The organism is Streptomyces sp. NPDC029152 (genome assembly GCF_055564355.1).
Genome location: NZ_JBVHWR010000004.1, coordinates 224,934 through 246,934, shown reverse-complemented (window position 1 = coordinate 246,934; position 22,001 = coordinate 224,934). Strand labels below are relative to the sequence as shown.

The window sequence follows — 22,001 nt, the reverse complement described above, 5'->3', positions numbered from 1 at the left end:
GGGGGGCCGGTCAGACGCGGCCGGTGAGCTCGTAGCCGGCCTCGTCGACGGCCTCCGTGATCGCGGCGTCGTCCGGCTCGGCGGTGCCGGTCACGGTGACCCGGCCGGCGGCGACCTGGACGTCGACGGCGGTGACGCCGTCCAGCTCGCCGATCACCCGTGTGAGCGTCGCCTTGCAGTGGCCGCAGCTCATTCCGGAGACGGCGTAGGTGGTGCTGACGGCGCCGGCGGTGGAAGCCATGGGTGTCCTCCTGCGGGAACGGCCCGAAATACGGGGCGGGGGTGTGTCTGCCGAGATCCATATATACCCCTAGGGGGTATGGGACGCAACCCCTGGCCGAGCTTGACTGTGTACCCCCCAGGGGTATTGTGAAGTGCATGGAGAGGCGTCCGCAGGACCGGGCGCCGGGAATCGAGGAGACGACCGCCATGGGTACGGGACCGAGCACCGGACTGAAGATCACCGCATTCGCCGCCGCACTGGCCGCGACCTTCGGTACGGCGTACGGCGTCGGCAGGGCCGTCGACCCGGTCGTCGCGGACGCCCCGTCCGCCGCGCACGGGGCGCACGGGAGCGGGCCGTCGGCGGATCCGGGTGGCGGCGACGGCCACGCGGGCCACGAGAGCGAGCCGGCCGGCGGCCTGCGGGTCTCCGAGAACGGCTACACCCTCGACCTCGCCACCCCGAGCGTCACCGCCGGCCGGCGCACCGAACTGCGCTTCACCGTCCGCGACGACGACGGCAGGGCCGTCACCGCGTACCAGCGCGAGCACGACAAGGAACTCCACCTCATCGTCGCCTCACGCGATCTGGCCACCTACCGCCACCTGCACCCCACCCGCGCCGCCGACGGTACCTGGAGCACTCCGGTCGACCTGCCCCGCGCGGGCGGTTACCGCGTCTTCGCCGACTTCACTCCGGCCGGGAAGGGCGCGGAGAACCTCACCCTCGGCGCGGACCTCGCGGCCGGCGGCACCTACCGGCCCGTGGACCTCCCGGCGCCGGACGACACCGCGCGGACCGACGGCTACCAGGTCGAACTCGCCGGGTCCCTGAGCCCCGGCAAGGCGGGCGAGCTGAAACTGAAGGTCTCCCGCGACGGCCGCCCCGTCACCGACCTCCAGCCCCATCTCGGCGCCTACGGCCACCTCGTCGCCCTGCGCTCCGGCGACCTCGCCTACCTCCACGTCCACCCGAACGGCGAACCCGGCGACGGCACCACGAAGCCCGGCCCGGAGATCTCCTTCACGGCCACCGCGCCCAGCGCCGGCGCCTACCGCCTGTTCCTGGACTTCCGGCACCGGGGCGAGGTCCACACCGCGGCCTTCACCGTGCGGGCCGGATCGGCGCCCGCCGGCCAGGACCCCGCGCCGGCCGCCACGCGGGGGCACACCGACGGTCACGGGCACTGACCGAGGCCGCCTACGCCAGGACGACCCGGATCCCCGCCTCCTCGAACGGGCGCAGGGCGTCCGGGTCGGCCGCGCCGTCGGTGACCAGCGTGTCCACCGCGTCCGCGGCGCAGATCCGGGCGAACGCCCGCCGGCCCAGCTTGCTCGAGTCCGCGGCCACCACCACGCGCTCGGCCCGCTCGCACAGCAGCCGGTTGATCGCGGCCTCCGCCTCGTCGTGGGCCGCGGCGCCGTGCGCGAGGTCGAAGCCGACGACGCCGAGCACCGCCACGTCGAGCGTGACCTGGCCCAGCACCCCGTCCGCGAGCGGTCCGATCAGCTCGTACGACTGCGCCCGGGCCACCCCGCCGGTCACCACGATCTTGAACTGCGGCCGTACCGCCAGCTCGTTGGCGATGTTCAGCGCGTTCGTGACCACGGTCAGCGCGGGTGTGCCGGAGGCCAGGTCGGGGCGCACGGCCAGGGCTCGCGCCACCTCGGTGGTGGTCGTGCCGCCGGTCAGCCCCACCGCCTCGCCCGGCGCCACCAGCGCGGCGACGGCCTGCGCGATGCGCTGCTTCTCCGAGGCCCGGCGAGCGGTCTTGTAGCGCAGCGGCAACTCGTACGACACGCCGTGCACCACCGCGCCACCGCGCGTGCGCACGAGCATCTGCTGCTCCGCCAGCCGGTCGAAGTCGCGGCGGATCGTCGCGGCCGACACCTCCAGCTCGGCCGCCGCCTCCTCGACGTCCAGGCGGCCACGCTCGACGAGCAGCTCCAGCAGTGCCTTCCAGCGGGCGTCGCGCGACATCCGCGCCTCCGTTCTTCGCTCTCCCGCCGACCCTAGCGCACGGCTCTCCTTCGTTGATTGCTTGATAGTGCTCGAAAGTTCGCTATATCTTGCATGAACAATCAAGCGAGCCAGGTCTGCTCAGAGACCGGTCGGGAGTGTGCGGCATGACGTACGTCGAGGACGAGCTCAACAGCCAGCCCGAGTGCTGGACACGCGCCGCCGCCGAGGCGCCCGGACACGCGGCGGTGCTGCCGGCGGCGGGGGAGCGGGTGGCGATCGTCGGCTGCGGCACCTCGTACTTCATGGCCCAGTCGGCGGCGGCGCTGCGCGAGGAGGCGGGTCTGGGCGAGACGGACGCCTTCGCCGCCTCCGAGTTCCCGCGGGGCCGCGCCTACGACCGTGTCGTCGCCCTCACCCGCTCCGGCACCACCACCGAAGTGCTCGACCTGCTCGGCGCGTTGAAGGGCCGCACCCGCACCGTCGCGCTCACCGCCGACCCGGACACGCCCGTCATGACCGCCGCCGACGACGTCGTCGTCCTCGACCACGCGGACGAGCGGTCGGTCGTGCAGACCCGGTTCGCGACCACCGCCCTGACCCTGCTCCGCGCCCACCTGGGCCTGCACACCGAGGCCGCCGTCGCCGACGCCCGCACCGCGCTCGCGGCCGAGCTGCCCGAAGGACTCGTCGACTGCACCCAGTTCACCTTCCTCGGCCGCGGCTGGACGGTGGGTCTGGCCAACGAGGCCGGGCTGAAGATGCGCGAGGCGTCCCTGTCCTGGACCGAGGCGTACCCGGCGATGGAGTACCGGCACGGTCCCATCAGCATCAGCACGGCCGGCACGGCGACCTGGATGTTCGGCGAGGCCCCCGGCGGACTGGCCGAGCAGGTCCGGGACACGGGCGCGCTGTGGGTGGCCGCAGGCCTCGACCCGCTCGCCGAACTGGTCCGCGCCCAGCGGCTCGCCGTCGCCGTCGCCGCCGCCCGCGGCCTCGACCCGGACCGGCCCCGCCACCTCACCCGCTCGGTGATCCTCGCCCCCTGACGCCCGCCCGACGCCCGAGAAGGACCGGGAAAGACCGGGGATAGGAGACTCCGTGCCCCTCGCCACCACCGGCGACCTGATCACCCGCGCCGCCGCCGCGCGTTCCGCCGTCGCCGCGTTCAACGTCATCACCCTGGAGCACATCGAAGCCGTCGTCGCCGGCGCCGAGTCCGAGCGCGCACCCGTGGTGCTCCAGGTCAGCGAGAACGCGGTGAAGTTCCGTTACGGCCGCCTGCTGCCGCTGGCCCGCGCCGCCGTCGCCGCCGCCGAGGCCGCCGCCGTGCCCGTCGCCCTCCACCTCGACCACGTCCAGAGCGACGCCCTGCTGCGCCAGGCCCCGGACGCCGGATTCAGCTCCGTGATGTACGACGCCTCACGGCTGCCGTACACGGAGAACCTCGCCGCGACCCGGGCCGCCGCCGACTGGGCCCACGCCCAGGGGCTGTGGATCGAGGCCGAGTTGGGAGAAGTGGGCGGCAAGAACGGCGAGGCGCCGCTCGACGCGCACGCGCCCGGCGCCCGCACCGGCCCCGCCGAGGCCCGTGCCTTCGTCGCCGACTCCGCGGTGGACGCCCTGGCCGTCGCCGTCGGCAGCAGCCACGCCATGACCACGCGGACCGCCGCCCTCGACCACGACCTGCTCAAGGAGCTGTCCGGAACGCTGGACGTGCCGCTCGTGCTGCACGGCTCCTCCGGACTCCCGGACGGCGAACTCGCCGCGGCGGTCGCGGGCGGCATCGCCAAGGTCAACGTCGGCACCGCGCTCAACATCGCCATGACGGGCGCGATCCGGGAGTACCTCGCCTCCCACCCGGACGCCGTCGACTCGCGCCGCTACCTCACCGTGGGAAGGGAGGCCATGGTGCGGACGGTGGCGGCACTCGTCCGGGTGATCGCCGGCCCTACCGCTTGACGGCCTTCAGCACCACGAACTTGCGGTCGCTCGCCACCAGACGGCTGTTGCCGAACAGCCGCCGCAGCTTGACGTGGTAGCCGAGGTGCCGGTTGCCGACCACCCACAGTTCGCCGCCGGGGCGCAGCACGCGCTTCGCCCCGGTGAACATCCGCCACGCCGTGGCGTCGGTCGTCGCCTGGTGGGAGTGGAACGGCGGATTGTTGAGCACCAGGTCCACGCTGCCGTCCGGCACCCCGGCCAGCCCGTCGCCGACCCGGAACTCCGCGTGCCCCGGCACCCCGTTCGCCCTGTACGTGGCCTCCGCCGAGGCGACGGCCTGGAACGACTCGTCGGTGAACAGCACCTCGGCGTCCGGATCGGCCAGCGCCACCGCCGTACCGACCACGCCGTTGCCGCAGCCCAGGTCCACCACCCGCCGGGCGCCCCCGCCGTCCGGCAGGTGCCGGAGGAAGAACCGGGTGCCGATGTCGAGCCGGTCGGCGCAGAAGACGCCGGCGTGGTTGACGACCGTCCGCCCGGAGAGCACGCCGATGCCGTCGGGGAGCGCGTAGCTGAGCGGCCACGGACTGGCGGGCCGTTCCCGTGCGGGGTCGGGCGTGCAGAGGACCAGCCGCGCCTTCTTCTCGGCGAGCGAGGTGCGGGTCGGGCCGATGATCCGCTCGAACAGCGCGAGCGTCGAGGTGTGGATCTCCTTGACCATCCCGGTGCCGACGACGACCGTGCCCTCGTGCACGGCGGGCGCCAGCCGCAGCAACTGGTCCTCCAGCAGCGCCAGGCTCTTCGGCACCCGCACCAGCAGGACGTCGATCCGCCCGGGCGGCGGGTCCTGCGTGGTGAGCAGCCGCACCGAGCCGGGCGCCACGCCGTTGCGCGCCAGGTTGGCGCGGGTCGCCTCCTGGGCGAGGTGGGAGTCGGTGATCTGCACCGGCCGGTGCGCCGCCAGCGCCGTCACCAGCGCCCCCCACCGGTCGCCGACGACCACGACCGTGCCGGACAGCGGGACGTCCTGGTCCGCCAGATGCCGGAGCAGGTACTCGTCGGAGGCGTCCCAGGCGCGCAGCAGGTCGCGCGGATCCTCGGGGAAGCGGGCCAGCGCGAGCTCGCCCCACGGAGTCGTCATACGGTCGCTCGGGTCGTTCATCGTGCGTCCAGGCTAGCGGAGCCGCAGCTCAGGCCGTGTCGCGGCGGTCGGGCAGGATGGAGGCATGGACGCCGAGCTGTTCCCGAGGTCCCGCACCGAGGTCGCCCCGGGCGCGGTGCACCTGCCGGACTGGCTGGACGCCGGCCGGCAGCGCGAGCTGCTGCGCGCCTGCCGGGAGTGGGCCCGCGCGCCCGCCGGACTGCGCACCGTCCGCACCCCCGGCGGCGGCACGATGACCGCCCGGCAGGTGTGCCTCGGCTGGCACTGGTACCCGTACGCCTACGCCCGCACCGTCGTCGACGGCGACGGCGCCCCGGTGAAGCCCTTCCCGGCCTGGCTCGGCGACCTCGGGCGCCGGGCGGTGACCGACGCGCTGGGCGCGGCGGCGGCCACGGCGGCGTACGACATCGCGCTGATCAACTTCTACGACGCCGGCGCCCGCATGGGCCTGCACCGCGACGGCGACGAGCGGGCGGACGCGCCCGTGGTCTCCCTGAGCCTCGGCGACGCCTGCGTCTTCCGCTTCGGCAACCCCGACACCCGCGCCCGCCCCTGGACCGACGTCGAGCTGCGCAGCGGCGACCTGTTCGTCTTCGGCGGTCCCTCCCGGCTCGCGTACCACGGGGTGCCGCGGGTGCACGCGGGCACCGCACCGCCCGAGTTGGGGCTCACCGGGCGGCTGAACATCACGCTCCGGGTCAGCGGCCTCCAGGCTCCCCGGGCCGGCGGCCTCTAGGCCTCCCGGGCCGGCGGATCATGGGAGACTCCCCCTCATGAGCGGCAAGGCGGACCCCCGTACGGCGGGGGAAGGGACCACCTCGAGGACGCGGCTGGACCGGGGGCGCGGCGCGCTCGGACCCGCGTTGGAGCTCGTGCACACCGGACGCGCCCCCACCCGGGCCGTCCTCACCGCCGAGCTCGGCGTGACCCGGGCCACGGCCGGCGCCGTCGCCGCCGAACTGGAGGCACTCGGCCTGATCCGGGTCGACGCCCGCCCCGGCGCGGCGGGAGGGGCGCAGGGCCGCCCCTCGCACCGCCTCGCGGTCGCCGAGGACGGCCCCGTCGCCCTCGCCGCCCAGATCCACGCGGACGGCTTCCGCGCGGCCCTGGTCGGCCTCGGCGGCCGGCTCGTCGCCACCGCCTCCGGCCGCGAGGTCGTCGACGCCGACCCGGCGAAGGTGCTCGGCTCCGTCGTCGAGACGGGCGCCGGACTGCTGCGGCAGACCGGGCGGCGCTGCGTCGGCGCGGGACTCGCCGTGCCCTCCGCCGTCGCGGAGCCGGAGGGACTGGCCCTGAACCCGCTGCACCTGGCCTGGCCGGCCGGCGCCCCGGTGCGGCGGATCTTCGCCGAGCAGGTGCGTGCCGCCGGCATCGAAGGTCCCGCCTTCGCGGCGAACGACGTCAACCTCGCCGCCCTCGCCGAACACCGGCACGGCGCCGGACGCGGCGCCCGCGACCTGCTCTGCGTCGCCACCGGTCACCGGGGCGTCGGCGGCGCGCTGGTCCTCGACGGGCGCCTGCACAGCGGCAGTTCCGGTCTCGCGCTGGAGGTCGGCCACCTCACCGTCAACCCCGAGGGCCGTCCCTGCCACTGCGGCAGCCGGGGCTGCCTGGACGTGGAGACCGACCCGCTGGCCTTCCTCACCGCGGCCGGACGCGAGCCCGGCCCCGAGGTGTCCCTGCTCCAGCAGTCCAACGACCTGATCCGCGGCCGGTACGACGACCCGGCCGTCCGCACCGCCACCGGGGCCCTCATCGACCGTCTCGGCCTGGGCCTGGCCGGTCTGGTGAACCTCCTCAACCCGGACCGGATCGTCCTCGGCGGACTGCACCGCACCCTGCTGGACGCCGACCCCGAACGGCTGCGCGCGGTCGTCGCCGACCGCAGCCTGTGGGGGCAGAGCGGCAGCGTGCCGATCCTGCCCTGCACCCTGGACCACAACAGCCTGGTCGGCGCGGCCGAGTTGGCGTGGCAGCCGGTGCTGGACGACCCGCTGGGGGCGCTGGTGTGAGCCGTCCCGGTCAGGGCGTCGGCGCGTGGCCGAGGTCGATGACGCAGAACCTGTTGCCGTCCGGGTCGGCGAGGACCACGAAGTCGGGGTCGGACGGGTACAGGTCCCAGTCGACGGCCCGCGCGCCGAGCCCGATCAGCCGCCGCACCTCGGCCTGCTGCTCCTCCGCCGTGTCCGTGAACAGGTCCAGGTGCAGGCGGGGGCGCGGCTCGGCCGGGGACTCGCTGCGCATCACGGCGAGGACCCGGCCGGAGCCGTCGGCGTGCTCGAGCGTCCGCCAGGTCTCGCTCGCCCGCTCCTCACTGGCGACCAGGCCGAGCGCAGCCGTCCAGAACGCCACCGCGCGGGGCACGTCCGTGACACCGATGACAGGGAACCCGAGTCTCACCATGGGCCGACCCTAAGGCTTTTCCCGCGAAGCTCTTCCCGGACGGCCCCTCCTCGCGCCGGGCAGGGCCGCCGGCCGCACGACGCGACGCGCTCCGGGCCACCGGCCGAGGCGGGTCGGCGCGGTCGGTACGGGAGCCGCTCCGTTCTCGCGGGCGAGACGGCCGGCGACGCGGCGCGTACGGGTCTGGCGGGACGGGTCGCCGACAGCGCGGCGCGGTGCGTCGGCCAGGAGGGGAGCGGTCAGCCGCTGGTGCGGGACGCGGGCGGGCGTGCTTCCCGGGGCGGCGGGCCGGGAGGCCCGGAAGCGCTGATCGAGCCGACGGGCACGGGTGCGGCCGGCGCTCCCGCCCCGGGATCGGCCGCGGTGGTGCCCGCACCGGCGTGGTGGACCACGGCGGCCGTGCGGGGCAGGAGCCGGCCGTGCGGCACCCCGGCGACGGTGAGGACGTCCTCGCCCTCGACGTGCAGCCCGCTCCAGCCCGGCTGCACGATGCCGCGCGGCCCCGCCGTCCGCAGGGCCTCGGCGACCAGGACGCTCCGTCCCTCCGCGTCGGTGCCCGCCGTGCTGCCGGAACCGCCGGCGAACCGGAGACGGGGGGGCCGGGGCCGCCTCGTGACCGGCCCGCCTCGGCCGGAGCCCCGGTCCGAGGAAGGGGCGACGTCTCCCCAGGTGCCCACCGTGACGATCAGAACGCGCGTGGAACTGAGCACGTCCGCGCGGCGGGCCTCCCCGGTGGAGCCGCGTCGACACGGGCACCCGGGTCCTCACCACTGGCGCCCTCGGGGCAGCCGGTCCCGTCCCGGAGCGGACACGTGCAGCACCTCGAACACGTCCCCCTCGGCCCCGGCCGCCGCGTCGCCGTGGACGAAGAGGGTGAAGTGGACCAGCTCCCACCGGCTGGTGTCCACGACCGCCGCCGACAGCACCACGCCGTCCAGCGCCGCCAGCCGCCCGTTCTCCCGCACCGCTTCCGCCGCCACCCCCGCGAGCGGCACTCCGTCGGGCACCGGCCGGCGGCCGCGCACCGCCACCCGCGCCGGGGAACCGGCGGCGCCGCCCTCCTCGTACGCCAGGCCCGTCCACTGCCGGACCGAGGGCCGTCCGAAGTCGTCGGTGGGCCGCTGGAAGGCGCCCTGCCACAGGAAGGAGTTCATGCCCTCCACGGTGTTCCACAGGTAGAACGGCGCGTACTCGTTGACCGCCGAGCCGCGCACCCCGCGCTCCCGCATCAGGTACGCCTTGATCCCGAGGCCGGTCCAGTCGTCGAGCAGGTGCCCGGTCCGGGCCACCCGCTCCCGGACGACGTCCATGGAGTAGTCGGCGGGCAGGGTGAAGGCGTACTGCATGGCGTGCATGTGATGGTCCCTCGGTCGTCAGCGGGCGGTGGCCGGTGCGAGCAGCGACAGCAGCCCCCGGACGGCCGCGTCGAAGGCGGCGGGCGAGCCGGACGCGCGGGCGAGGACGTAGCCGCCCTGGACGGTCGCGACGACGGCCGCCGCGATCTCCTCACCGTCCAGTGAGGGCGCGAACTCGCCCTGCTCCCTGCCCTCCTCGACGATCTGCGCGAGTCGCTCCCGCAGCCAGTCCAGCGTCTCGTCGACCGGAGCGCGCAGGGCCGCGTCGGCGATCACGTCCGGGTCCATCGTCAGCCGCCCGACGGGGCAGCCGCGCAACACCTCGCGCTCGCGCCGCAGATACGCCTCGACGCGCTCGTACGGCGTCCCGGGGCCGTCGAGCACCGCCTCGGCGGTGGCCCGCATCTCCTCGGCCGTCCGCCGGATCGCGGCGAGCGCCAGATCGGGCTTGCCCTTGAAGTGGTGGTACATGCTGCCCTGCCCGGCGCCCGCGCGCTCCAGGATCGCCTTCGGGCTGGTGCCCACGTAACCGCGCTCCCACAACAGCTCGCGCGTGGACTCGATCAGCCGCTCCGAGGTGCTCATGCGCCCACTGTACATACTAGTAGTTACAGAAGTCGAGGGCGGAGGGAGCAGGCGCGGCTCGTCGTCCTGCTCCCTCCGCGGTACGCACACCGCCGCCGGCCGTACGACGACCCGGGCCCCCTGCCGGGGCGACGCTCGGAAGCGACACACAGGACATCGCCACCGAGGAGCTGGACGACATGCAGACCCTGGCACACTTCGCCGACGGCGGGCCCGGCCCGTGGATCCTTCTCTTCCCGCTGGTCTGGGCGCTGGTCGTCGCCGCCGGCGTCACCCTGCTGCGCCGCACCGCGTGGCGCGGCCGCCGCGGCGCCTGGCGCCCGCCCGTCGTCGAGGACCACTCACCCATCGTCGTGCTCGGCCACCGCTTCGCCTCCGGAGAGATCGACGAGGACGAGTACTGGCGCCGGCTGTCCGTGCTCGACGAGCGGTTCGGCCGGACGGGCGGGGGAGGTGCGGCATGACACGACGACCGCCGCCCGGGGCGTCGACGCCGTGAAGCCGTACGGCCGTGGCGGCACCGCCGTGCGCGCCCTGGACGGGGCCGGCGTGGACCTTTCGGCCGGGCGCTTCACCGCCGTCGGCCTCGCCGCCGGCGCCCGGGCCGTCGCCACCGAGCGACGGGCCCGAGGCCCTGGGAGACCGGGGAGTCCCCCGTCCGCTCCCGCGACCGGTCGCTCCCGACCCGGGGCGGGAACGGCCGGCCGGGCCCGCGGCGGCGAAGGATCACCGCCCGGTCAGCCGACAACGGCCGGCCGGGCGGGAGCGGGTTGCGGTCTGCCCAGCTCGACGGCGCGTTCGGCCTCCGCGAACGCGCCGACGGACACCTCGCCGGCCAGGCGGCGCGGCGGACGCGCGGCGACGGGAGCCACGGCGGGGGCCGTGGGGAGCGTGAACCAGACGACCTTTCCGGACTCGCCGTCCGGCCGGGCGCCCCAGCTCTCACTCATCGCCGCCACCATCGCGAGCCCGCGCCCGCAGGTGGCGAGGGGCTCGGCGTCGTCCACCACGGGCAGACGCGGATCGTGGTCGCGCACCGAGACCGTGAGCCGGTCCAGGAGGAGTTCTATCTCCACGGTGCAGGTCTTGTCGGGCGCGGCGTGCAGGTGGACGTTGGTCAACAACTCCGTCACGCCGAGCGCCGCCCGGTCGATCAGGGAATCCATATGCCAGTAGCGCAATTGCGCAGATACGATTCTGCGGACCTGGCCGATCCGCGACGGCAGGGCTTGGAGCTCCACCGTGCAGTGTCTGCTTGGGTGACTGATCACGGCTGCGACTCCCCGACATAGAGGTCCGGAAGAACACGGAGTTCGGATCCAGCAGGGCGCACGCGGCGCATCGCCGCCTGCTGTCATGGCCGGCGGGCTGGTTCGCAGCGTTATCGCCGGTAAACCCAGAGTGACGTGAGACCAGAGTGGCGCAAGGGGTGGGGCACCGCAAGTCACGGTCATCTCAGCCGTTGCGCCCCGCGGCCCTGCGCACGGCCTCGATGAAACGGCGTGCGGCGGGCGGGCCCGGCTCGCCGGGAGCGGGGTCGCGCTCGCCGAGGGTCAGCAGGTACCGCTTGCCGTCGAGGTCGGCGAGCGCCCGGTCCTGGGAGGCGAACCAGGGCCGGGCGGCGCGCACGGCCCGCACCGGCGCGCTGTCTATCTCGCTGCCGTAGCTGGTGAGCAGCTCCAGCCTGCCGTCCCTGATCCGGACCTGCCCGGCCCGGGTGAGCGAACGCAGCCGCTTGCCGATCCGCACCCCCGTGGCCGTGAACTCCGGCTCCGCCATGCCGTCGCCCCCTCGTGCGCGTCGGACCGCCGGACCATGGCACCGCGAGGGCCCCCGGCACCGGCTCGTGTCGTGCTCCAGTGTGCGCCCGTGACGGGACTCCGGTCCCGCCGCGTGCAGTCTGCCCGCCCTCGGCGCCGAGCACCAGTGCGCGCCGCCCCTTTCCGGAGGCGCCCGGAGCACTCGCGCGAATGCGCCCCCACGCGGCCACAGCCCTTGCCCCAGGGCGTCTTTGAGGCCCTCAAAGGTGTGTTTATGCAGGTGAGAAGCGTGTGGAAGGTGCCTATGATCGGTGTGCCGGCCGCGCGAGGCGCCGTCGGAGCGCAGCGTAAGGAGCCCCGCCGTGAGCACCCCTCAGCAGTCCCGGACCGGCGCCACCCTCGACGTCGACCACAGCGACGCCGACTACCGCGCCTGGCTGAAAGAAGCCGTGCGCAAGGTCCAGGCCGACGCCAACCGGTCGGCCGACACCCACCTGCTCCTGTTCCCGCTGCCGGAGCGGTGGGGCATCGACCTCTATCTGAAGGACGAGTCGACCCACCCGACGGGCAGCCTCAAGCACCGGCTCGCCCGCTCGCTCTTCCTCTACGGCCTGTGCAACGGCTGGATCCGGCCGGACCGGCCCGTGATCGAGGCGTCCAGCGGTTCGACGGCCGTCTCCGAGGCGTACTTCGCCTCGCTCATCGGCGTCCCCTTCATCGCCGTGATGCCGCGTACGACCAGCGCCGAGAAGATCCGCCTGATCGAGTTCCAGGGCGGGCGGTGCCACTTCGTGGACGACCCGCGCAGGATGTACGAGGAGTCCGCCCGCCTCGCGGCCGAGACCGGCGGCCACTACATGGACCAGTTCACCTACGCGGAACGGGCCACCGACTGGCGCGGCAACAACAACATCGCCGAGTCGATCTTCCGGCAGCTGCGGCTGGAGCGCTTCCCCGAGCCGGCCTGGATCGTCGCCACGGCCGGCACCGGCGGCACCTCCGCGACCCTCGCGCGCTACGTGCACTACATGCAGTACGACACCCGCGTCTGCGTGGCCGACCCGGAGAACTCCTGCTTCTTCGACGGCTGGACCACCGGCGACCCGGACGTCACCTGCGACTGCGGCTCCCGCATCGAGGGCATCGGCCGGCCCCGCATGGAGCCGAGCTTCGTGCCCGGCGCGATCGACCGCATGATGAAGGTGCCCGACGCCGCCAGCGTCGCCGCCGTACGGGCCCTGGAGCGGGCCATCGGCCGCAAGGCCGGCGGATCGACGGGCACCGGACTGTGGAGTGCGCTGAAGATCGTCGCCGAGATGGTGGCCGAGGGACGCCACGGCAGCGTGGTGACCCTGCTGTGCGACCCGGGCGACCGGTACCTCGACAAGTACTACTCCGACGCGTGGCTCGCCGAACAGGGCCTGGACATCCGTCCGTACGCCGCGGCCATCGACTCGCTCCTGGCCACCGGCGCCTGGCCCGAACGACCGCGGGCGGACCTGGACGGACGGACGGACCGCGCGGACGCGTCCTAGCGCACGGCCAGCCGCCGGTCCAGTGCCGCGACCGCGTTCCGGAAGGCCCGCCCCAGCGCCGGGCCGCCCAGGCGCACGACCCGGCGGAAGGGCGCCGTGCCGTCGGCGGCGAACGTCCACCGCACGCGCGTCCCGGTGCCGGCCGGCGCCAGCCGCCACTCCTCGGCGATCGCCCGGGCCCCCGGCGCGTTGGTGACGTCCACGCGGTACGCGTACACCTCGCAGGGCCGGGCCGCCAGCACCGCCTCCAGGAAGCGCCCACCGCCCACGAGCCGTATCTCGCGGCCCGCTCCCTCGGCGATGGGCCGCGCGGAGGTCACCGCGGAGAACCACGCGGACCAGCCCGGCACGTCCTCGGCGAGCGCGCGGTAGACCTTCTCGGGCGCGGCGGCGGTCTCCGCCGAGAACACCAGACGCACGGGTGCCGACTCGACGAAGTCGAGCCCCACCGGACGCAGACGGCGAGCCATGGACGACGACCCCCTCGTGACGAGCCGCGGACGCGGACGACCCGCGAAGTCCCGTCACCCTAGCGGCGGACTCGCCCGCTGTCAGCAGGGCCTCAGCCGTCGCTGTCCGGCTCGCCCGCCACGACCAGCCGCAGATGCTCCGCGATCTCCGCCCGCGCGTCCGCCGGCAGACCGCCGTCGGTCACCAGCGTGTCGACCTGTTCCAGCGCCGCGAACGAACTCAGGCCGACCACGCCCCACTTGGTGTGGTCGGCGACCACCACCACCCGCCGCGCCGACTGCACCAGCCGCCGGTTGGTCTCCGCCTCCGCGAGGTTCGGCGTCGACAGACCGGCCTCGGCCGATATCCCGTGCACACCGAGGAACAGCACGTCGAAGTGGAGCGCCGCGATCGCCTGGTCGGCGACGGGCCCCACCAGTGAGTCGGAGGGCGTGCGCACACCGCCGGTCAGCACCACCGTGGCCGTGCCCTGCCGCGCGCCCGAGGCGCGCTGCGCCACGTGGAACACGTCGGCCACCCGCACCGAGTTGGTCACCACGGTCAGATCCGGCACGTCCACCAGCCGGTGCGCCAGCGCGTACGTCGTCGTACCGCCCGACAGCGCGATCGCGGCCCCCGGCGCGACCAGCTCGGCCGCGGCCCGCGCGATGTCCTCCTTGGCGGTCGGCTCCAGACCCGACTTGGCCTCGAACCCCGGCTCGTGCGTGCTCGCCTCGACCACCGGCACCGCACCGCCGTGCACCTTCTCCAGCACGCCCTGCCGCGCCAGCGCGTCGAGGTCGCGGCGGACCGTCATGTCCGACACGCCGAGCTTGCGGGTCAGTTCGTTGACCCGGACGCCACCGCGGCGGCGCACCTCGTCGAGGATCAGGGCGCGCCGCTGCTCCGCGAGGAGGTTCGGATTCTCACTCACGTACGCCTCGGTCCCTTCGCCGCCAAACCGTCCGACACGCCCGCCCACCGGCTCCGACGAGGAGTTCTCCCGGTCCTGCGCGCGGCCGTCCCATCCTCGCACGCCACGCCGCGGGCCGCGCCACCGGCTGCCGGAGCCCGCCCGCCACGACGTCCGGCCCGTCACACGGTTCGGGGAGATTCCGTGCGCAGGGGTGTACGACGCCCGCGAACCGGAGATCCTGTGCCCGCACGGACACGGCCGACGGCGCGTCACGGGGGGTGCGGGCAGTGGAACAGGCACAGGAACGGACCGGAGCCGGCGACGGGAGCGACCCCGCCGTCCCCGGCCCGCGGTCCCGGGAGACCGGCACCGCGCTGGAGCTCCTGGTGCACGGCGTGGGCGGCACGACACCCGCCCAGATGCTGGACGACCCGCGCACCGTGCGCGTCACCGGCGACCACACCGCGGCCGTCTTCCGGCGCACCGAGGACGCCGACGCCGAGTCCCGGCCCGGGGACTACCGGGGCCGGCCGGTGCCCGAGGCCTACGTATGGTGCAACCTCACCTCCGGCAACGGCACCCGCGCCCTGTGGCTGCTGCTCCTGCCGTTCATGGTCGTCAACCTCGCCCACTGGATGCGGCCCGCCGCGCACGGCCGGATCCGGACGGTCCGGCTCTACGGGCTGCTGGTGCGGCTCGCCGGACTGACCCTGACCGTGCTGCTGGTGGCCGCGGCCTGCGAGGTCGCGATCGACCTCGTCGCCTGGCAGTGCGCGGGCACGCGCGCGTGCGCCCAGCGGCACTCCTGGCTGGGCTTCCTGTCGCCGGCGATGCCGGACGGCGGCTGGTGGAGCACGCCCGGCCGCAGGCTCGCCCTCGCGGCCGCCGTGCCCGCCGCGCTCACCGGCCTCCTGTGGTACCTGTCCCTGCGCACCTGGCGGGCGTACGAGTCCCAGCAGCCGATGGAACGCGCCGCCGACCCCGAGGGCGACCCCGGCCCCACCGCCCTGAACCGGCCCGGGTTCTGGTACGGGCGGCGCCTGGTGGCCCGGTTGCGCGCCGCGCACACCGCGGCGGGCCTGCTGACGGTCGCCGCCGCGGTCGGCGTGCCGGCGGCCCGCTTCGACCGCGCGCCCGGCGGGCCGGCGCTGCTCGACACGCTCGGATGGCTGCTGCAGGGCGCGCTGGCCGTCGGCGCGATCGCGGCGGTGGGCGTGACCTGCCGCCGGGGCCGCAGCGAGAACCGCCTCGACCGGGAACTCGACCGGCACGTCGTACGGCGCCTGCCGCTCACCGCCCTCGCCCTGCTCGTGTTCGCCCTGGTGTACGGCGGCTGGGCCCGCCCGGGGTGGACGTCGGCGGGCCGGCTGCCCGGGGACACGGCCTTCGGCGGCATCGCCCTGGTGCAGGGACTGCTGGTGATCGTCCTCGGTGTGGTCGCCCGTGCGCTGCACCGCGCCCGCCCCGACCCGCGCGCCGCGATCCGCGGCCTCGGCGGGCCCGCCGTCGCCATGCTGGCCTGCGCGCTGGGGGGCGTGATGTCCGGCGGCGTGGCGCAGCGGGTGTCGGACTGGCTGGACGGCACCGGCACCTCCATCGACGGGCCGCCCGTCCTGCTGACCTGGCAGGCGTCCGTCATCCCGCCGCTGCTCGTCGTCGTGCTGCTGCTCTGCGCCGGCCTCGCCCGGCGCACCTGGCTCCTCGCCCGGGCGGAGCGGGACGCGGTGGAGCGCGAACACCCCGAAGGGGCCGGGGACCCGGGCCGCACCCGCCGCATCGCGACCGCCCGCGCCATGGCCGCCCTCACCGACCGGGGCCCGCTCGTCGTCGCCGTCACCTCCGTCGCCACCCTGCTGCTGGGCGCGGCGGCCCTCGCGGGCGCCCTGACGACCGACCGGGTGCCGGCCGAGGCCGCGCGCGGGACGTACGCCGTCGTGCAGGGGGCCGCGCAGACCGCGCAGGCGCTGGGCTCCTGGCTCATCGGCCTCGGCTTCGTACTCTTCGTCACCTGGGGCAGGCGCGCCTACAAGGACGCCTCCGCGCGGCGCACCATCGGCATCCTGTGGGACGTGGGCACCTTCTGGCCGCGCGCCGCCCACCCCTTCGCACCCCCCTGCTACGCCGAGCGCGCGGTGCCCGACCTGACCTGGCGCATGGCGACCTGGACCCGTGTCACCGGCGGGCGGCTGGTCATCTCCGGGCACTCGCAGGGCAGCGTCCTCGCCGCCGCGGCGGCCTGGCAGCTCGCGCCCTCCGCCCGCAGACGGGTCGCCCTGCTGACCTACGGCTCCCCGCTGGAACGCCTCTACGGCCGCTGGTTCCCCGCCCACTTCGGGCCCGACGCGCTCGGCTCCCTGCACCGGGACGTCGACTGCTGGCGCAACCTCCACCGGCGCACCGACCCCATCGGAGGTCCGGTACGGCTGCCCGGCGACTGCGGTCCGGCCGTGGACCGCGAACCCCTCAAGGACCCGCTGACGTACGGCCGCACCGATCTCCACCCGCTGCCCGCGCCGATCCTCGGCCACTCCGACTACCAGGCCGACCCGGCCTTCGCCGAGGAACGGCGACGGCTGCTGGCCCGGCTGCGTCCGGAGGCGCCGGCACCGTGCCACACCGGCCAGGCACCCCCCGTCCCGGGCGCGGACGGCGGCCCCGGCGGCTGCTAGGGCCTGCCCCGGCAGCTCCTACCGGGGCAGCTCCGGCAGGTCCTCCTCGTAGAGCAGGCTCAGGTCGTCCGTGCTCGGGTCCGCCAGCTGGGCGACGCGGCTCGCGTGCCGCTCCACCATCGCCTCGAAGGTCTGGCGCGCGGTGCGGCCGTTGCCGAAGGCCGGGCCCTTGGGGAGCGCCGTGAAGTACCGCGTCAGAGCCTCGGGCACGCCCGGCGCCAGCCGGTACTCGTGCTCCTCGGCCTGCTGCTCCACGATCCGCAGGAGCTCCTCGGGGCCGTAGTCGCCGAAGGTGATGACCCGCGAGAAGCGGGACGCCACTCCGGGGTTGACCGACAGGAACCGCTCCATCTCCGCCGTGTAGCCCGCGACGATCACCACGACCGCGTCCCGCTGATCCTCCATCAGCTTCACCAGCGTGTCGATGGCCTCCTTGCCGAAGTCCCGGCCCGCGTCCTCCGGCGAGAGCGCGTACGCCTCGTCGATGAACAGCACACCGCCGTGCGCCCGCTGGAACGCCTCCTGCGTGCGGATCGCCGTGGAGCCGATGTGCTCGCCGACCAGATCGACGCGGGACACCTCGACGAGGTGGCCCTTCTCCAACACGCCCAGGGAGGCCAGGATCTCGCCGTACAGCCGGGCGACCGTCGTCTTGCCGGTGCCGGGGGAGCCGGTGAAGACCAGGTGCCGTTTGACCGACGCGGCCTTCAGCCCCGCCTGCTGCCGGCGCCGTCCCACCTCGATCATGTCGGTCAGGGCGCGGACCTCGCGTTTGACGCTCTCCAGGCCGACCAGCGCGTCCAGTTCGCCGAGGACGGCCTTCGACGTCCGCGCGGGCTCACCGGGCCCGGGGCCCGCGACCAGCGGCTCCTGCTCGGTGCTGCGCTGCCCGGGGATCGAGCCCAGCAGACCGCCGGGGGAGTGGCCCGCCGTCTGCACGGCCGCCTCCCGCGCCGGGGGCGGCGCCAGACCGCCGCCGCTCTCGTCACTGGCGCAGTCCTCGACGAGCGGCCCCGAGTCGGACGACGCGTCCGGGCCGCCGTCCGCGAACTCGAAACCGCCGCGCGCGCACCGCTCCGTACGGCACTTCCTCAGCGTCGTGCGACAGCCGTCGATCACGTGGAAGCCGTAACCGGCGCTGCCCGTCACCCGGCAGTTCAGGAAGCTGCCGCGGCCGCCCGCCGACACGTAGACCCCGGCCTCGGAGGGGGAGTCGACCGTGCAGCGCTCGATGGTGGGGTCGGCGCCCTTGGTGACGATCACGCCGGTGCGGTTGCCGTCCAGGGCGCAGTTGTTCAGGGTGCCGCCGCTGCCGTGGTCGCGGAACCACGCGCCCGTCGCCGCGTCCCGGATGCGGCAGTCGTCGAGCTGCGCGGTGGCGCCGTCACTCACCGACACCGCCGTGTTCCGCACCTGGGACAGATCGCTGTCGACGACGTCCACGCGCGAGCCGCGGTCCAGCACGAACAGCGCGTCCGGCACGTCGTGCACCCGGCAGGAGTCGAGCACCGCGGTGGCGCCGTCGCTGACCCAGACCGCCGGGTAGTCGCCCGTGCTGTCGAAGATCTCGCACTGGTTGGCGTCCACGCGCGTGCCCGGGTCCCACACCGACAGGCCGTTGCGCCCGAACTGCCGCACGCTGGTGCGGGTCAGGGTGAGCACGGAACGGGAGCGCAGGTCGACCGCGTTCTCCGGGATGTCGTGGATACGGCAGTCGGCGAGCGTGAGCACGGCGTCGGTGTCGAGCGTGACGCCGTCGCCGGTGGTGCGGTGCACGTCGCAGTCGGTCAGGTGCGCGGTGGCCCGGCCGGAGACCTGAACGCCGCTGCCCCGCACCTCGTAGACCTCGCACCCCACCGCCTCCAGCGCGGAGTGCTCACCGGTCGCCGTCAGCCCCGATCCGGCGGCGTGGTGGATCCGGCAGCGTTCCAGCCGGGGGCGTGCGCCGGAGCGAACGGCGACACCCGCCTGGCCGGCCGAGACGACCTCGCACTCCTCGAACACCCCGCCCCCGCCGTCGAGGACGGCGATGCCGACGCCCGCCGGGTTGTCGACGGTGCAGCGGCGCACCGTGGGCCGGGCGCTGCCGCGCACCTCGATGCCGGACGCGGACCGCGTGACCACGCGGACGTCCAGCAGTTCCGGGGTGCCCTCCTCGACGAGCACCGCGGGCGCCGCCGCGTCCTGGCCCTCGACGTGCAGGTCCTGGACGACGGCCGAGGCACGCACCGTCAGCGGCACCCCGTCGACGGGCGCGATGCGCACCGAACCCTGGGCCCCCTCGGGCCCGCGCAGGGTCACCGCCCGCTGGACGACGAGATTCTCCCGGTAGGTCCCGGGGGCGACGGTGAGGACGTCACCGTCGGCCGCGGCCTCCAGGGCGGCGGCGAGCGATGCGTACTCACCCGTGCGGCGCCGCCACCGCGAGGTGCCGGTGTGCGTCACCTGGACCGTGCCCTGTGCCATGGCGTTGCTGTGCCCCCACCTCGTCGTACTGATGGCTCGTTCGCCGTCGGGGACGCCCCGGCCGGGGCGGGACCCCGCCCGCGCCCGTGGGCCCGTACGCGCTCCCGACACCGGCGCGCACCTGTGGCTTCCTCACGCGCGGGTTGTCGCCGATTGGTTCGGCCGGTCCACCGTAGCGTGCGCGCGGACGGTGGGTTGACCAGAGGCGGAAGCCCGTCAGCTGCCCGTGCCGGTCAGGCCCCAGTCCGGGCCCACCCGGCCCCACTCCCGCTCCCAACGGTCGTAGCGGCGGCGGACCATGCGCCACACGACGATCCGCCGGCCCGCCTCGGTCAGGACCGCGGTGGCCAGGGCGGCGCCGATGCCGGCGAGCGCGGCGTGCGTCGTGGCGGTGGAGGAGTCCAGCGGGCGGGGCACCAGCCGGCCCTGCCCGTCGGTCCATATCCGGAAGTGGTCGCCGCCGTGCGGGTCCCGCAGGCCCGTGAGGACGGAACCGCGGTGTTCGGAGCCGTCCGGCGCCTCCCACCGGGCGAGGACGCGGCTGCGCAGGTCCCCGGCCGAGACGCCCTCCGGATCGGCGTTCGGCGGGGAGCGCCTCAGTTCGCGGACGACGGAGGCCGTCACCTGGTGCCGGGACTCGCGCTGGGCGCGGACCGACCGCTGGAGGGCGTCCTGCGCGGCTCCTCCGACGAGCGCGCCGACCAGGGGCGCGACGGAGAGGATCAGCAGCAGGCCCGCCAGGGCGACCCAGGCCTCGACCAGGTCGGTCGTGCGGCGCAGTGGATTGTGCCGCCAGCGCCAGAGTCCCCTGATCGCCCGCACTGCCCGGCCCCCTTCCCGCTCCTGCCGCCCCTGGTCGATCCGTTCGTCCACGAGCCGGTCCGGGAGGGCCGGCGCGTCTCGCGCCGGCGTCCTCGGCCGTCTCTTCCCACCTGTCTCTCACACCGGCCAACGCGCGTACCGGTGACCGGGTTCCCGGTCACCGGTACGTGGGCGCGTCGCTTGCGTCACGCGACGATCCGCACCGGGTCGCCGACCCGGATCGTGCCGGGACCGAGGGGCACGAGGTTCTGCCCGAAGACCAGCCTGCGGCCGATGAGGCGGTGGCGCCCGAGGCTGTGCAGGGGCTCTCTGCCGCGGAGGGCGGTGTCCTGGTCGGTGGTCGTCACCACGCAGCGCCCGGACGGTTTGGCGACACGGAAGCCGACCTCGCCGACGACGAGGCGCGACCAGCCGTCCTCCGCCCACGCGTCGGTGCCGGTGACGACCAGGTTCGGCCGGAAGCGGTTCATGGGCAGCGGGCCCTCCGCCGCGTGCTCCCCCTGTGCGATCAGGGAGTTGAGGGCGTCGAGGGACGCCGTCGTCGTGAGCAGCAGCGGAAAGCCGTCGGCGAAGGAGACGGTTTCGTCCGGCAGCGCGTACGCGGGGTCGACGGGCCGGCGGGTGGCGGGATCGTCCAGGTGCACCAGCCGTACGTCCGCACCGAGAAGGGCGCTGCACCAGGCGTGCGCGGCGTCCCCCTGCGCCGGGACCGCCTCGACCTTGTCGCCGAAGAGCCGCACCGGGACCGTGCTCACCGCGTGCGGGACCGGGACCGTCAGCGGGCGGCGGCCGGACGCGGACAGCCGGATGCCGCCGCCGGGCAGGAGCTCGGCGGCGGCCAGGGCGAGGCGCGGCTGCTCGCGCTGCGTGACGACCTTTCCCCCGTCGTCGACCAGCATCCAGCGGCGGTCTCCGGCCAGCCCCCAGGGCTCCACGACGGCCTCCCGGGGCGCGAGGCCCCGGAACGCCTTGACCGGATGGACGTGAATCGACTGCAGTCGCGCGTTCCCCATGGAGTCATGGTGCCAGGCGGCACCGGCCCCAGGGGAGACGGCTCAGTACCCGCGGTACTGCTGGTTGTTGTACGGGTCCTGATAGGGCGCCGGGGCGGGCCGCGAGGCCGCTGGGCGCATCGCCTCGTACCCCGCGGGGCCGGGCGCGGCCGGGCGGGGCTGCTGCGGCTGCTGGGGGCCGGGGTAGCCGCGCGGGGCGCTCGCCTGCTGGGGGATATAGGGGGCGGGCGCCTGCTGCGGGATGTACGGGGCGGGCGCCTGCTGCAGCGGGGCGGGCTGCTGCATCTGCTGCATCTGCTGCGGATAGCCGTAGGAGGGCTGGGAAGGGGCCGCCGGGAGGGCGGGCAGGGCCGAGGGGAGCGCCGGCAGGTGGCTGCCCGGCGCGTCGTACTCGGCCGGAACCCGGATCGGGGCGATCTGCGGGGTACCGCGCTCGGCGACGAGCGAGTCGTAGATCGGGGTGTCCGGGAAGGAGGCGGAGTAGTAGCCGCCACCATAAGTGGAGCGGGGGGAGGTCATGGCACATAAGTTAAGCCCACGATGTGCTGGTTGGGGAGACCGATAAGAGGGTTGTTTTCCGTGCTCGCGGTGACCTGAGATCCCCAATCAGAGTGAAAACGGCAAAAAGGGACGGCACGGGGCGCGATCTTGGTGTAAAGGCCGAGTTTCGGGCGGGTTACCGGCGGTCGGCCGACGGTCTGCGTGCACTCCTCGTGAGCGGTGCGCGCAGACGTGAGCG

At 74.8% G+C, this 22,001-nt stretch carries 23 protein-coding genes; 8 read left to right on the top strand and 15 right to left on the bottom strand.

Annotated features, from left to right (window positions below):
- Positions 1-10: 10 nt before the first annotated feature.
- Positions 11-241 (bottom strand): heavy-metal-associated domain-containing protein, encoded by a 231-nt coding sequence (locus tag ACZ4V6_RS10615; protein WP_467824861.1) that lies wholly within the window; start codon positions 239-241, stop codon positions 11-13.
- 188 nt (positions 242-429) lie between these two features.
- On the opposite strand from ACZ4V6_RS10615, the gene ACZ4V6_RS10610 reads away from it, so the two are divergent.
- Positions 430-1,413, top strand: coding sequence for a hypothetical protein (locus tag ACZ4V6_RS10610; protein WP_467825612.1), 984 nt, complete (start codon positions 430-432; stop codon positions 1,411-1,413).
- Positions 1,414-1,423: 10 nt separating this feature from the next.
- Here ACZ4V6_RS10610 and ACZ4V6_RS10605 read toward each other — a convergent pair whose 3' ends face one another.
- Complete coding sequence (locus ACZ4V6_RS10605; RefSeq protein ID WP_467824859.1) at positions 1,424-2,203, bottom strand: DeoR/GlpR family DNA-binding transcription regulator; 780 nt, start codon at positions 2,201-2,203, stop codon at positions 1,424-1,426.
- Between the two features lie 146 nt (positions 2,204-2,349).
- Between ACZ4V6_RS10605 and ACZ4V6_RS10600 the strand changes: the two genes are divergently transcribed.
- Both ACZ4V6_RS10600 and ACZ4V6_RS10595 read left to right on the top strand, forming a co-directional pair.
- Positions 2,350-3,231: an SIS domain-containing protein gene (locus ACZ4V6_RS10600; protein ID WP_467824856.1), complete on the top strand. Its 882-nt coding sequence runs from the start codon at positions 2,350-2,352 to the stop codon at positions 3,229-3,231.
- Between the two features lie 52 nt (positions 3,232-3,283).
- The gene (locus ACZ4V6_RS10595) at positions 3,284-4,144 is read left to right on the top strand and encodes a class II fructose-bisphosphate aldolase (RefSeq protein ID WP_467824853.1); all 861 of its coding nucleotides are present in this window, start codon (positions 3,284-3,286) and stop codon (positions 4,142-4,144) included.
- Here ACZ4V6_RS10595 and ACZ4V6_RS10590 read toward each other — a convergent pair.
- Positions 4,134-5,267 (bottom strand): methyltransferase, encoded by a 1,134-nt coding sequence (locus tag ACZ4V6_RS10590; RefSeq protein ID WP_467824851.1) that lies wholly within the window; start codon positions 5,265-5,267, stop codon positions 4,134-4,136. The genes ACZ4V6_RS10595 and ACZ4V6_RS10590 overlap by 11 nt on opposite strands.
- Before the next feature lie 85 nt (positions 5,268-5,352).
- Here ACZ4V6_RS10590 and ACZ4V6_RS10585 point away from each other — a divergent pair, with 85 nt between their 5' ends.
- Positions 5,353-6,024 (top strand): alpha-ketoglutarate-dependent dioxygenase AlkB family protein, encoded by a 672-nt coding sequence (locus tag ACZ4V6_RS10585; RefSeq protein WP_467824848.1) that lies wholly within the window; start codon positions 5,353-5,355, stop codon positions 6,022-6,024.
- 37 nt (positions 6,025-6,061) lie between these two features.
- On the top strand, positions 6,062-7,300 hold the full coding sequence (locus ACZ4V6_RS10580; RefSeq protein WP_467824846.1) for an ROK family protein: 1,239 nt from the start codon (positions 6,062-6,064) through the stop codon (positions 7,298-7,300).
- A gap of 10 nt (positions 7,301-7,310) precedes the next feature.
- On the opposite strand, the gene ACZ4V6_RS10575 is transcribed toward ACZ4V6_RS10580, so the two are convergent.
- From ACZ4V6_RS10575 to ACZ4V6_RS10560, 4 genes are all read right to left on the bottom strand, one after another.
- Positions 7,311-7,691 carry a VOC family protein gene (locus ACZ4V6_RS10575; protein WP_467824843.1) on the bottom strand — a complete coding sequence of 127 codons (381 nt, stop codon included), beginning with the start codon at positions 7,689-7,691 and terminating at the stop codon, positions 7,311-7,313.
- 239 nt (positions 7,692-7,930) lie between these two features.
- Positions 7,931-8,368: a hypothetical protein gene (locus ACZ4V6_RS10570; RefSeq protein WP_467824840.1), complete on the bottom strand. Its 438-nt coding sequence runs from the start codon at positions 8,366-8,368 to the stop codon at positions 7,931-7,933.
- An 87-nt stretch (positions 8,369-8,455) separates the two neighbouring features.
- The gene (locus ACZ4V6_RS10565) at positions 8,456-9,046 is read right to left on the bottom strand and encodes a DUF4865 family protein (RefSeq protein ID WP_467824838.1); all 591 of its coding nucleotides are present in this window, start codon (positions 9,044-9,046) and stop codon (positions 8,456-8,458) included.
- An 18-nt stretch (positions 9,047-9,064) separates the two neighbouring features.
- Positions 9,065-9,631 (bottom strand): TetR/AcrR family transcriptional regulator, encoded by a 567-nt coding sequence (locus tag ACZ4V6_RS10560; RefSeq protein WP_467824835.1) that lies wholly within the window; start codon positions 9,629-9,631, stop codon positions 9,065-9,067.
- Between the two features lie 179 nt (positions 9,632-9,810).
- Here ACZ4V6_RS10560 and ACZ4V6_RS10555 point away from each other — a divergent pair, with 179 nt between their 5' ends.
- A complete protein-coding gene (locus ACZ4V6_RS10555; RefSeq protein WP_467824832.1) occupies positions 9,811-10,095 on the top strand; it encodes an SHOCT domain-containing protein in 285 nt (94 codons plus the stop codon).
- Positions 10,096-10,368: 273 nt separating this feature from the next.
- Here the strand turns inward: ACZ4V6_RS10555 and ACZ4V6_RS10550 are convergent, their stop codons facing one another.
- Together ACZ4V6_RS10550 and ACZ4V6_RS10545 are read right to left on the bottom strand one after the other, a co-directional pair.
- Positions 10,369-10,902, bottom strand: coding sequence for an ATP-binding protein (locus ACZ4V6_RS10550; protein ID WP_467824829.1), 534 nt, complete (start codon positions 10,900-10,902; stop codon positions 10,369-10,371).
- A gap of 184 nt (positions 10,903-11,086) precedes the next feature.
- Positions 11,087-11,410, bottom strand: coding sequence for a hypothetical protein (locus ACZ4V6_RS10545; protein ID WP_467824826.1), 324 nt, complete (start codon positions 11,408-11,410; stop codon positions 11,087-11,089).
- Positions 11,411-11,753: 343 nt separating this feature from the next.
- Between ACZ4V6_RS10545 and cds1 the strand changes: the two genes are divergently transcribed.
- Positions 11,754-12,926, top strand: coding sequence for an L-cysteine desulfhydrase Cds1 (gene cds1 / locus ACZ4V6_RS10540; protein WP_467824824.1), 1,173 nt, complete (start codon positions 11,754-11,756; stop codon positions 12,924-12,926).
- Here the strand turns inward: cds1 and ACZ4V6_RS10535 are convergent.
- Together ACZ4V6_RS10535 and ACZ4V6_RS10530 are read right to left on the bottom strand one after the other, a co-directional pair.
- Positions 12,923-13,396 carry an SRPBCC family protein gene (locus ACZ4V6_RS10535; protein WP_467824822.1) on the bottom strand — a complete coding sequence of 158 codons (474 nt, stop codon included), beginning with the start codon at positions 13,394-13,396 and terminating at the stop codon, positions 12,923-12,925. The two genes, cds1 and ACZ4V6_RS10535, sit on opposite strands and share 4 nt — an antisense overlap.
- Positions 13,397-13,488: 92 nt before the next feature.
- Positions 13,489-14,310: a DeoR/GlpR family DNA-binding transcription regulator gene (locus ACZ4V6_RS10530; protein ID WP_467824819.1), complete on the bottom strand. Its 822-nt coding sequence runs from the start codon at positions 14,308-14,310 to the stop codon at positions 13,489-13,491.
- A 269-nt stretch (positions 14,311-14,579) separates the two neighbouring features.
- Here ACZ4V6_RS10530 and ACZ4V6_RS10525 point away from each other — a divergent pair, with 269 nt between their 5' ends.
- Positions 14,580-16,961: a hypothetical protein gene (locus ACZ4V6_RS10525; protein WP_467824817.1), complete on the top strand. Its 2,382-nt coding sequence runs from the start codon at positions 14,580-14,582 to the stop codon at positions 16,959-16,961.
- Positions 16,962-16,979: 18 nt separating this feature from the next.
- Here ACZ4V6_RS10525 and ACZ4V6_RS10520 read toward each other — a convergent pair whose 3' ends face one another.
- The 4 genes from ACZ4V6_RS10520 to ACZ4V6_RS10505 form a co-directional block, all read right to left on the bottom strand.
- On the bottom strand, positions 16,980-19,427 hold the full coding sequence (locus ACZ4V6_RS10520) for a right-handed parallel beta-helix repeat-containing protein (protein WP_467824815.1): 2,448 nt from the start codon (positions 19,425-19,427) through the stop codon (positions 16,980-16,982).
- A 216-nt stretch (positions 19,428-19,643) separates the two neighbouring features.
- The gene (locus ACZ4V6_RS10515; protein WP_467825610.1) at positions 19,644-20,249 is read right to left on the bottom strand and encodes an Rv1733c family protein; all 606 of its coding nucleotides are present in this window, start codon (positions 20,247-20,249) and stop codon (positions 19,644-19,646) included.
- A 185-nt stretch (positions 20,250-20,434) separates the two neighbouring features.
- Positions 20,435-21,262, bottom strand: coding sequence for an MOSC domain-containing protein (locus tag ACZ4V6_RS10510; protein ID WP_467824813.1), 828 nt, complete (start codon positions 21,260-21,262; stop codon positions 20,435-20,437).
- Between the two features lie 42 nt (positions 21,263-21,304).
- Complete coding sequence (locus ACZ4V6_RS10505; RefSeq protein WP_467824810.1) at positions 21,305-21,781, bottom strand: DUF6643 family protein; 477 nt, start codon at positions 21,779-21,781, stop codon at positions 21,305-21,307.
- Positions 21,782-22,001: the final 220 nt, after the last annotated feature.